The organism is Nocardia carnea, from assembly GCF_029868855.1.
GTDB lineage: Bacteria > Actinomycetota > Actinomycetes > Mycobacteriales > Mycobacteriaceae > Nocardia > Nocardia carnea_A.
This window is the reverse complement of record NZ_JARWOV010000017.1, coordinates 1-8,809: the sequence shown is the minus strand read 5'-3', so window position 1 is coordinate 8,809 and position 8,809 is coordinate 1. Positions and strand designations below refer to the sequence as shown.

The following is an 8,809-nucleotide window of genomic DNA, read 5'->3' as shown; positions in this document are numbered from 1 at the left end:
GCAGGAAGCTGACGGGTGTGGAATTCATTGGTTGCACCGGATCGCCTTCTGGGAAGTGGCGTGCCTATGTACCAGTTTGTTCCAGCAACATTCGGCGACCGCACTGTCGTCGAATTCGCGCTATGGATTCCCCGCAACCCCGACAATTGGAGGATTCATCGTTTTCCGCCCGATCTGCCGGTGAGGGCATTTCGGACCGGCGGTCGCCGGAGCACTCTCGCGTTCTGACGACCAGCTGAGAAGGCAATGATAAGCAAGTTTCGACAAGCGGCGCAATGGGTATTTATTTTCTGCGTTCTGCGCGGGGCGGGGGCGGTTGTGAAATCGCTTGGCGGCGCCCAGGGCTCGCGAATTTTCTTCATCGCCCGGTGTCGATAAAAAGAAGTGCCGGTGCGGCTGTGAACGACCTCCCGGGCGGCACCACGCACCGGATGGCTGGTGGCTGTAGTGCCGGTGGCTGCTGCGGTGCATGCAGGTGGCGAGTACTCACCGACCCTGCGAGCAAGGAGCGATGCCTGCGGGTGGCCGGGTCAGCGCCAGTGCGCCGCGTCGGGGATGCCGGTGGTGAACACGCTGTAGAAGAAGTGACCCGGGGCCAGTTCGTTCATATCGTGCCAGGCGCCCCACGGGTCGCGCTGGTAGTAGTCGGCCAGACCTGTCCCGTTGTCGTAGCAGACGATGCCGGTGGCCCCGAACGGGCTCCAGAAGACCGCGGTGCCGGGGCGGGGTGCGTCCAGGGGGTTGCGGAACAGGTGGTCGCACGGAGTCATCTCGGGGGCGTAGTAGGAGGGTTGCGCAGCGGCCGGGCCCGTGGTGAATGCGGGCGCGGCGAGGGCGGCGAGAACGCCGAGTGTGGCGATTGTCCTGCGGCGGACAGGGAGACGCATTACTCTCCACCTCCTGGGTGGGCCGGGTTCTTCCGCGAGATCGTCGGTGTTGCGCGCATCGTACCGGCCGAACACCGATCCCGGGCGTTTTCTGGATAGATACTGATACTTGATTGATTCCAGAAAAGCGGTAGGCTTCGGGCTGTGACCACCACCGCGGAGTTCGAGAACATGCTGCGTGACGCCGCGCTGCGTGTGACCGCTCCACGGCTCGCGGTGCTGAACGCCGTATGCGACAACCCGCATTCCGATACCGACACGATCATCGGGCAGGTACGGACCACCCTGGGTGCCGTCTCCCAGCAGGCCGTCTACGACGTGCTGCGGGCATTGACGGCTGCAGGCCTGCTACGCCGTATCCAGCCCACCGGTTCGGTGGCCCGCTACGAAACCCGGGTCGCCGACAACCACCACCACCTCGTCTGCCGGTCCTGCGGCGCCATCACCGATGTCGATTGCGCCACGGGAGCGGCGCCGTGCCTGACCGCCGCCGACGACCACGGTTTCACCATCGAAGAAGCCGAGGTCATCTACTGGGGCCTGTGTCCCACCTGCTCCACGTCGTCCAGCCCGCAATGACCCCTGTCAACCGGAAGGAAAGCAGTGTCCGAGACCACCACAGGCCAGTGCCCGTTCGCGGCCAAACACCCCACCACGGGTGCCGGCAACCGTGACTGGTGGCCCAACCAGCTCAACCTGAAGATCCTGCGCAAGAACGCGCCCGCCTCGGATCCGATGGAACCCGATTTCGACTACGCTGCGGCGTTCAAAACCTTGGACCTGAACGAGGTCCGCAAGGATATCGCCCAGGTTCTCACCACCTCGCAGGACTGGTGGCCCGCCGACTTCGGCCACTACGGCCCGCTGATGATCCGGATGGCCTGGCACTCCGCCGGCACCTACCGCACCATCGACGGCCGCGGCGGCGGCGGTGGCGGCCAGCAGCGGTTCGCGCCGCTGAACAGCTGGCCCGACAACGGCAACCTGGACAAGGCCCGCCGGCTGCTGTGGCCGGTGAAGAAGAAGTACGGCAAGAAACTGTCCTGGGCCGACCTGATGATCTTCGCCGGCAACGTCGCCCTGGAAACCATGGGCTTCACGCCGTTCGGTTTCGCCGGTGGCCGCGCCGATGTGTGGGAGCCCGACGAGGACGTCTACTGGGGCCCCGAATCCACTTGGCTGGGCGACGAACGCTACAGCGGCGAACGTGACCTGGAGAACCCGCTGGGCGCGGTCCAGATGGGCCTGATCTACGTCAACCCGGAAGGCCCGAACGGTAACCCGGACCCGCTGGCCGCGGCCGTGGACATCAAGGAAACCTTCGGCCGGATGGCGATGGACCTGGAAGAAACCGTCGCGCTGATCGCCGGCGGGCACACCTTCGGCAAAACCCACGGCGCCGGTGACGCCGACCTGGTCGGCGCCGAACCCGAAGGCGCGTCCATCGAGCAGATGGGCCTGGGCTGGAAGAGCGCCCACGCCTCCGGTAAGGCCGGCGACGCGATCACCAGCGGCCTGGAGGTCACCTGGACCACCAAGCCCGCGCAGTGGACCAACGACTTCTTCGAGATCCTGTTCGGCTACGAATGGGAACTCACCAAGAGCCCCGCGGGCGCGAACCAGTGGGTGGCCAAGGACGCCGAGGAGATCATCCCCGACGCCCACGATCCGGCCAAGAAGAAGAAGCCGATGATGCTGACGACGGACCTGTCGCTGCGCTTCGACCCCGAATTCGAGCCGATCTCACGCCGTTTCAAGGACAATCCGGAGCAGTTCGCCGACGCGTTCGCCCGCGCCTGGTACAAACTGACCCACCGCGATATGGGCCCGATCGAACGCTACCTCGGCCCCGAGGTCCCCGCCGAGATCCAGATCTGGCAGGACCCGATCCCGGCCGTGGACTTCGAGGTCGTCGACGACGCCGATATCGCCGCACTCAAGGAACAGGTCCTGGCCGCCGGTCTGACCGTGCCGCAGCTGGTGTCCACCGCGTGGGCGTCGGCCTCGACATTCCGGTCCAGTGACAAACGCGGCGGCGCCAACGGCGCGCGGATCCGGCTGGAACCGCAGAAGAGCTGGGATGTCAACGAGCCCGAGCAGCTGGGCACGGTGCTGGGTGCGCTGGAGAAGATCCAGGAATCGTTCAACACCGCCCAGACCGGCGGCAAGAAGGTGTCACTGGCCGACCTGATCGTGATCGCCGGTGCCGCCGGTGTCGAGCAGGCCGCCAAGGAAGCCGGGGTGCAGGTCACCGTACCGGTCACCCCGGGCCGCAACGACGCGCTGCAGGATCAGACCGATGTGGATTCGTTCGCGGTTCTCGAACCGCGGACCGACGGGTTCCGCAACTACATCGGCAAGGGACATCGGCTGCCGCTGGAGCACCTGCTGATCGACCGCGCGAACCTGCTCGGCGTCACCGCACCGGAGATGACCGTGCTGGTCGGCGGCCTGCGCGTCCTGGGCACCAACTACAAGCAGTCGAAGCAGGGCGTGCTCACCGACAAGGTCGGCACCCTGAGCAACGATTTCTTCGTCAACCTGCTCGATATGGGTGTGGAGTGGAAATCCACCGACGAATCCCAGGAGACCTTCGAGGCCCGCGATACCGCGACCGGCGAGGTCAAATGGACCGGCACCCGCTACGACCTGGTGTTCGGCTCCAACTCCGAATTGCGTGCGGTGGCCGAGGTGTACGCGGCCGACGACGCGAAGGAGAAGTTCGTGCACGATTTCGTCGCGGCCTGGAACAAGGTGATGAACGCGGACCGATTCGACCTGGTCTGATCGGTATCACCGGCTGACAGAGGCGAGTGCCCCGGAGGTCTTCGGACATCCGGGGCACTCCGCTGTTCAGCGGCGCCAGAACAAATGGTGCACGACCCCGCTCGGGCTGGGCACCTTCTCCAGATGGAACCGGTCGAGCAGCTCCTCGGGGCGCTCCCACAGCCGCTCGCCCGCGCCGAGTTCGTTCGGCGCGACGACGACGTGCAGAGTATCGATCAGGTCGGCGGCCAGGAATTCGCGGACCGTCGCCACACCCCCGCCGATCCGCACATCCTTACCGTCCGCGGCGGCGAAGGCCTGCTCCAAGGCTTTTTCCGGGGTGGCGTCGAGAAAGTGGAAGGTTGTGTCGCCCAGGGTGAACGATGGGCGCGGATGGTGGGTCAGGACGAAAACGGGGGTGTGGAACGGCGGCTCGTCACCCCACCAGCCCTGCCAGTCGTCGTTCTCCCAGGGCCCGCGCTGGGGGCCGAACTTGTTGCGTCCCATGATCTCCGCGCCGATATTGCGGGCGAAATCGCGGGTGAAGTAGTCGTCGAGGCCGCGGGTGCCGCCGGGGTCGGTGCGGGTGGGCCAGCTGGCGGTGGCGCCGGCCCACGCCATCATGACCCCGGGATCCGCATGGCCGAACGGCCGGTCGAGGCTCTGGCCGGTACCGGCTCCGTAGCCATCGGTGGAGACGGTGAAATTCTGCACACGTACGAGTGGGCTCATCGAAGCTCCTTCTGATTTCAATATGCAACCGGTTGTGAAACTACCTAGACTGGTCTCATGATGCAACCAGTTTCTCCGCCGCTGCTGTCCGTGGCGCCCGGCAAATCCGGCTGCCCGATCAACATGACCATGGAACTGCTCGGCGACCGATGGAGCCTGATCGTGCTGCGCGACATCATGTTCAGCGCCAACACCCACTTCCGGGAACTGCTCGGTGCCTCTATGGAAGGAATCGCCTCCAATATGCTCGCCGCCCGGCTCGCCAAACTCGTCGACGCCGGACTGCTCACCCGCGACGACGACCCCAGCCACCGGCAGAAAGTCGAATACCACCTCACCGAAGCCGCGATCCAGCTCCTCCCCCTGATCACCGAACTCGGCGCCTGGGGTGCCCGCTGGCTACCCACCACACCCGAACTCGCCATCCGCGCGCAACTACTCGCCGACGGTGGGCCCGAACTCGGGCAGCGCTTCATGGACGAACTCCGCGATATCCACCTGCATCGGCGGCCGGCGCCCGAGAACGGCGTACTCGCCGAGCTGACCGCCGCCTACCAGGAGACCGCCCGGGCTTCCGAACACCAGAACATGTGAGCGGACATATCCGTGGCTCGTCACGGACACAGGATGCGGCGCCCTCGGCCGAGGAGCACCATGAGGAGCACGTCGGCCCACACGCAGAAGGAACGAGGCGCCCATGAAATACACCGACTCCATCGAGATCGCCCTGCCCCGGGAGAAGGTGGCCGAACTGCTCGCCGACCCGGCACACCTGCCGAAATGGCTGCGGGGCCTGGTACTGCACGAGCCGCTGAATGGGGAGCACGGGCAGCTCGGCACCATATCGCGGGTCGTGATGCAGATGGGCCGGCGCACGATGGAGTGCACCGAGACCATCACCCGCCGGGAGCCGGCAGACCTGCGCGAGACCCCGAAAACGAGCATCGTTCACTTCGACCGCGAGATCGTCGGCGAGGGCATGCGGAGCGCCGTACGCGACCGGCTGACCGAAGCCGGCCCGCAGAAGACGCTCTGGGAGAGCGAGAACGAATACCGGTTCGACGGCTTCCTGATGAAGCTGCTCGCACTTCTGCTGCCCGGCGCCTTCCGTAAACAGTCACAACAACACATGCAGGACTTCAAGGCGTTCGCCGAACAAGGAAAAGACGTCCGCGAAGCGACGAACTGACCCTCCGCAGCTCATCTCACAGCATGCTGGGTTCATCGGGAGCCGGCATCCACGTCGCCGCAACGGCGATTCGCCCGCGCCCCGGCGAGTAGCTTCACAGCCATGAGTACCGCTCTTCCCGCATACGCCCGGCAGGCCTGGAGCCTGCTCGAACCGCTGCACGCGGTCACCTACTTCTCCCCCGAACCGCTCCAAGCCCTGAAAACCGCCGGATACCGCGGGTTCTGGATGGGATACTTCGCCGGCCGCGCCGCACCACTCGGCCCGGTAGGGCCCGAAATCGTGCACGCCCTGTTCTACAACTTCACCTACGACCGGGTCGCGAAAGCCCTACCGTCGGCCTGGGAATTCGCCCCGCCGCAGGCCGCGCTCACCGCCCGCGAACACGGCGCCACCGCGGCCCTGCGCCGCCAGCTCGGCGAACTCGCCGACAGCCCCGGCCTGGCCACCGCCGCCGAACTCGCCTGCCGCGCCGCCGCCACGGCACCACTGGAAGGCCGGGCCCTGTTCGCCGCCAACCGAGCACTACCCGAACCCACCGACCCGGTCGCGCGCCTCTGGTACGCCGCGACCCTGCTGCGGGAGCACCGCGGTGACGGACATATCGCCGCCCTCGTCGCCGCCGGGGTCGGCGGCCGGGAATCACATGTACTGCAGGCACTGGCCAACGGCACCGACCGCGGCATCTACACCGTCTCCCGCGACTACGACGACCAGGAATGGACCGCACGCCTGGACGGTCTCCACAACCGAGGCTGGGCCGCCGACAGTGCCCTCACCGGCCGCGGAACCGAGGTGAAAGCCGGTATCGAAACACAGACCGACGCCGCCGCCGCTTCCGCCTACACCGCCCTGACCGCCGAGGAACGCGACGAACTGCTGCGTGCACTGCGGCCGTTGACGCGCGCGGTGATCGCGGCCGGAGACATCCCTCGGGTCACCCCCATCGGGCTCGACCTCGGCGAGGCCGCCGACCCGAACTGATCGAGTCGACGAACCCCACCCGGCCCGGCAGGATCGCGGATATGACACGGACCCACCACTACGGATGCCGCACCGACTGGACCGGGGCGGGCACGACCGGAACCGTCGACTACCGCTCCTACGAACGGTCCTACGTGACAAGTGCACCCGGCCGCCCCGACCTGGTCGGCTCCGCGGACCCGGCGTTCCGCGGCGACGACACCCGGTGGAACCCGGAACTGCTGTTGGTCGCGGCCCTGAGTCAATGCCATCTGCTGTGGTATCTGCACCTGTGCGCCGTGAGCGGGGTGACGGTGCTCGAATACCACGACGAGGCCCAGGCGACGATGGCGGAAACCGCCGACGGAGGCGGGCATTTCACCGGCGTGGAACTGCGGCCGGTGGTGACGGTCGCCTCCGCCGATATGGTCGACCGGGCCCGTGAACTACACGGCGACGCTGCGGCGAAATGCTTTATCGCGGCCTCGGTGAACTTCCCGGTGAGTCATACCCCACGGATAGCGGTAGCCGGCGGGTGAACCCGCCCGTCCGGATTCTGCCGGGCGCCCCGCCGCCGCGTAGGCGGCGGCCATTCCCTGCTGCGGCGGATCGTACGCCCGGCAACTCGATGCGCTACCAGACCAGGGTCAGCTCCGGGATCCGGACCCGGCCGAAGAACCGTTTCGCGATATCGCTGCCGTCGAAGTTGTAGCCGTTCATGATGTCGGCCAGCTCTGTTGCCAGCTCCTGCAACTGCGGACTGACCCGCTCGATACCGTCCTCGACCACCCAGCCCCATTCCCGCGGCACCTTGTCGATGGTGATATCGATACACGCGTGATGCGGCAGATCCACCGTGATCTCGATCTGCACCGGCGCATCGCCCAGCGGATCCCGGATCGCAGGCTCACCGAGCCGTGTCTGCGGAGCGAACATGATCCGCCCGAGTGCGATATCGGCCCGGATCATCTCCGCCACCGCCGGCAGATCCGCATGTTTGCCGACCCGGTGATGGCGGTCGCCGTAGGTGCGGTCACCGACCGGCGCGCCACCACAGCGGGCCAGCAGCCGATCCAGCATCCGCTGCGCGGTCGCCCGCTCGTCGGCCCCGGTATTGGGGTGCTCGATAAGAGCACGCAGGCGCATGATCCGATGGCTCGCAATGATCGCCATAGCAGGAAAGAGTAGCGAAACCGGGACCGATCCGGCGGTTCAGTCCGTGGCGCGTCCTCCCGAACCACCAGCGCTCGCGATCACCGAGGTCAGATGCTGTTCCGGTGTCAGCGTGTCCGAATCCGGCGACCGCACCGCCAGCGGTGAACGCAGCGCCGTCCACACCTCCAGCGCACCGAACGCCGTCATACAACAGCCCGCGACCGCGGCCAGCATCTCGATACTGTCGAACGGGGCCACCGCGATCACCAGGCCCGCGGCCAACGTCACCAGACCGAACAACTCCTGTTTGCCCTGACCGGTCACCTCGTCGTCGTCCCACACCCCCGCCACCGCATGGGCGATGCCCCGCACCGACCACGCCAAACCCAGCCACATCGCCAGCAGCAGCGTCCAGTTCCCCGCCCGGAAGCACAGCGTGGCCGTCACCAGCGACACCACCGCCGCCAGGAACAGCAGAGTCCGCGGAAAACGACCCAGGTCGCTGCCCACCGCCACCGTCGCCAACGACACCGCGCTGCACAGCAGCGAGAACATGAACAGATTCCCCACCGCGCCCAGCGATTTATCGGGCCACACCACCGTCGCGACCCCGATCACCACCGAACACACCCCCATCGCCAGCACCGTCTGACGTACACCGCGACCGAACACCGGAGCGGCCCTCGCTTCCTCGTAGGTCGGCATAGCTGAATGATATGGGCCGACGGGCCGGATTGCCGAACAGTTGCCCCTATCCGCCTGTCGGCAACCACCCGCCCGGCCGCTCCCGCCGCCGTACAATCACCGGGTGGGAATCGTATGGGCGATGACATTGCCCGGTCTGGTGTGCCTGCTCATCGGTCTCGCCTTCGCCGAAGTCCTCATCGGCCGCCTCACCGGCGGCCGCCCGCAGCCCAGGAACCGGGGGGCCCCCCCCCCCCCCCCCCCCCCCCCCCGCGCCCCCCGGGCCCCCCCCGGCTCGCGATTCACGGTCTGATGCGGGCTCACGCAACCACGATGAGAATTGGATTCTTCTCATAGAGATTCATGGTCGCGCACTGGGTAGAATCATATTCTACATAGGGCGGGGGTGTGACAAAACGGCAAAAGATTTTCG

The 8,809-nt window shown here is 66.6% G+C and carries 11 protein-coding genes; 7 read left to right on the top strand and 4 right to left on the bottom strand.

The window, feature by feature from the left end:
- Positions 1–530 precede the first annotated feature (530 nt).
- Positions 531–887, bottom strand: coding sequence for a hypothetical protein (locus tag QH195_RS01140; protein WP_280434000.1), 357 nt, complete (start codon positions 885–887; stop codon positions 531–533).
- 144 nt (positions 888–1,031) lie between these two features.
- On the opposite strand from QH195_RS01140, the gene QH195_RS01135 reads away from it, so the two are divergent.
- Both QH195_RS01135 and katG read left to right on the top strand, forming a co-directional pair.
- The gene (locus QH195_RS01135) at positions 1,032–1,466 is read left to right on the top strand and encodes a Fur family transcriptional regulator (RefSeq protein WP_280433999.1); all 435 of its coding nucleotides are present in this window, start codon (positions 1,032–1,034) and stop codon (positions 1,464–1,466) included.
- Between the two features lie 24 nt (positions 1,467–1,490).
- Positions 1,491–3,674 carry a catalase/peroxidase HPI gene (katG, locus tag QH195_RS01130; RefSeq protein ID WP_280433998.1) on the top strand — a complete coding sequence of 728 codons (2,184 nt, stop codon included), beginning with the start codon at positions 1,491–1,493 and terminating at the stop codon, positions 3,672–3,674.
- Positions 3,675–3,740: 66 nt separating this feature from the next.
- Here the strand turns inward: katG and QH195_RS01125 are convergent, their stop codons facing one another.
- Positions 3,741–4,385, bottom strand: a complete 645-nt coding sequence (locus tag QH195_RS01125; RefSeq protein WP_280423885.1) for a dihydrofolate reductase family protein — start codon at positions 4,383–4,385, stop codon at positions 3,741–3,743.
- A gap of 57 nt (positions 4,386–4,442) precedes the next feature.
- Between QH195_RS01125 and QH195_RS01120 the strand changes: the two genes are divergently transcribed.
- The 4 genes from QH195_RS01120 (at position 4,443) to QH195_RS01105 (ending at position 7,076) form a co-directional block, all read left to right on the top strand.
- Positions 4,443–4,979 carry a winged helix-turn-helix transcriptional regulator gene (locus QH195_RS01120; protein ID WP_280423884.1) on the top strand — a complete coding sequence of 179 codons (537 nt, stop codon included), beginning with the start codon at positions 4,443–4,445 and terminating at the stop codon, positions 4,977–4,979.
- Positions 4,980–5,082: 103 nt separating this feature from the next.
- Entirely contained in the window at positions 5,083–5,574 is a 492-nt protein-coding gene (locus tag QH195_RS01115; protein ID WP_280433997.1) for an SRPBCC family protein, read from the top strand.
- A gap of 102 nt (positions 5,575–5,676) precedes the next feature.
- The gene (locus tag QH195_RS01110) at positions 5,677–6,558 is read left to right on the top strand and encodes an SCO6745 family protein (protein ID WP_280433996.1); all 882 of its coding nucleotides are present in this window, start codon (positions 5,677–5,679) and stop codon (positions 6,556–6,558) included.
- A gap of 41 nt (positions 6,559–6,599) precedes the next feature.
- Positions 6,600–7,076 (top strand): OsmC family protein, encoded by a 477-nt coding sequence (locus tag QH195_RS01105; protein WP_280433995.1) that lies wholly within the window; start codon positions 6,600–6,602, stop codon positions 7,074–7,076.
- Positions 7,077–7,170: 94 nt separating this feature from the next.
- Here the strand turns inward: QH195_RS01105 and QH195_RS01100 are convergent, their stop codons facing one another.
- Complete coding sequence (locus QH195_RS01100) at positions 7,171–7,710, bottom strand: hypothetical protein (protein WP_280424390.1); 540 nt, start codon at positions 7,708–7,710, stop codon at positions 7,171–7,173.
- Positions 7,711–7,749: 39 nt separating this feature from the next.
- Complete coding sequence (locus QH195_RS01095) at positions 7,750–8,397, bottom strand: HdeD family acid-resistance protein (protein ID WP_280433994.1); 648 nt, start codon at positions 8,395–8,397, stop codon at positions 7,750–7,752.
- Between the two features lie 103 nt (positions 8,398–8,500).
- Here QH195_RS01095 and QH195_RS01090 point away from each other — a divergent pair, with 103 nt between their 5' ends.
- A complete protein-coding gene (locus tag QH195_RS01090) occupies positions 8,501–8,689 on the top strand; it encodes a hypothetical protein (RefSeq protein WP_280433993.1) in 189 nt (62 codons plus the stop codon).
- Positions 8,690–8,809 lie beyond the last annotated feature (120 nt).

What these genes read in the sequence shown, in the direction of transcription:
- QH195_RS01110 (WP_280433996.1), top strand. Translation starts at nt 5,677, where the DNA reads ATGAGTACCGCTCTTCCCGCATACGCCCGGCAGGCCTGGAGCCTGCTC.
- QH195_RS01100 (WP_280424390.1), bottom strand. Translation starts at nt 7,710, where the DNA reads ATGGCGATCATTGCGAGCCATCGGATCATGCGCCTGCGTGCTCTTATC.
- QH195_RS01095 (WP_280433994.1), bottom strand. Translation starts at nt 8,397, where the DNA reads ATGCCGACCTACGAGGAAGCGAGGGCCGCTCCGGTGTTCGGTCGCGGT.
- QH195_RS01120 (WP_280423884.1), top strand. Translation starts at nt 4,443, where the DNA reads ATGATGCAACCAGTTTCTCCGCCGCTGCTGTCCGTGGCGCCCGGCAAA.
- QH195_RS01140 (WP_280434000.1), bottom strand. Translation starts at nt 887, where the DNA reads ATGCGTCTCCCTGTCCGCCGCAGGACAATCGCCACACTCGGCGTTCTC.
- QH195_RS01125 (WP_280423885.1), bottom strand. Translation starts at nt 4,385, where the DNA reads ATGAGCCCACTCGTACGTGTGCAGAATTTCACCGTCTCCACCGATGGC.
- QH195_RS01115 (WP_280433997.1), top strand. Translation starts at nt 5,083, where the DNA reads ATGAAATACACCGACTCCATCGAGATCGCCCTGCCCCGGGAGAAGGTG.
- QH195_RS01105 (WP_280433995.1), top strand. Translation starts at nt 6,600, where the DNA reads ATGACACGGACCCACCACTACGGATGCCGCACCGACTGGACCGGGGCG.